Source organism: Muribacter muris (assembly GCF_004569585.1).
GTDB classification, from domain to species: Bacteria; Pseudomonadota; Gammaproteobacteria; order Enterobacterales; family Pasteurellaceae; genus Muribacter; species Muribacter muris.
This window is the reverse complement of the sequence record NZ_SPPA01000070.1, coordinates 1-670: the sequence shown is the minus strand read 5'-3', so window position 1 is coordinate 670 and position 670 is coordinate 1. Positions and strand designations below refer to the sequence as shown.

2 pseudogenes are annotated in these 670 nt (G+C 38.2%); both read right to left on the bottom strand.

What is annotated here, in order from left to right:
• A pseudogene (locus tag E4T80_RS12635) lies at window positions 1-344 on the bottom strand (IS21 family transposase); the annotation flags it as partial.
• A 136-nt stretch (window positions 345-480) separates the two neighbouring features.
• Window positions 481-670: pseudogene (locus E4T80_RS12630) on the bottom strand (IS481 family transposase); the annotation flags it as partial.

Genomic DNA, 670 nt, shown 5'->3' with positions numbered 1-670 from the left:
CGAAAATGCGCGATATTTACCGTCGTTTCAACCCCATTTAACACCACTTTCTCAATACTCCAATCAAATTGATAAGACTCACCGAGTGGAAATTTTTGAGGAATAAAAACAGCCGTAGCGGGTGGGGGAAAAGACGATTTATAACGCTTAATAAAACGAGAAACACAAGGGTATTGCCCTTCAAAACCAAGGCTTTGCAAATACTCAAAATGACGTACTGCGGTTAAACGTTGAGAAGGTGGCTTATCTATCTCCTCTTTGAGTCGTTCAATTAATAGTGCTTTATAAGGCCCTAATTTAGGTGAATTTGTGTGTTGACGTTGATAGTTTGGAATCTCAATCATATTGAGATATTTTTTGACAGTACGACGACTGAGTCGAAGTTTTTCAGCGATTTTACGCTGAGAAAGCCCCTCTTTATGTGTAGAAGATCAAACTCAATCTGACAGTCCCCGTTTAAAACGATGTGTGTCTGTCAGATTAATTTGAGCTTAAATTTTTTTCTGCCCAAATTCGTTTTCCATCAACTAATGTTTCCATTGGCGTTCTTCCACAGCACATTTTTCCTCGATGGGTTCGGTGATGGTTATAATACAGCAACCATTCATCCAAATCAGCTTGTAATGTACTCAAATCCATATAAATTTTCTTCCTAAATGCCACTTGGTAA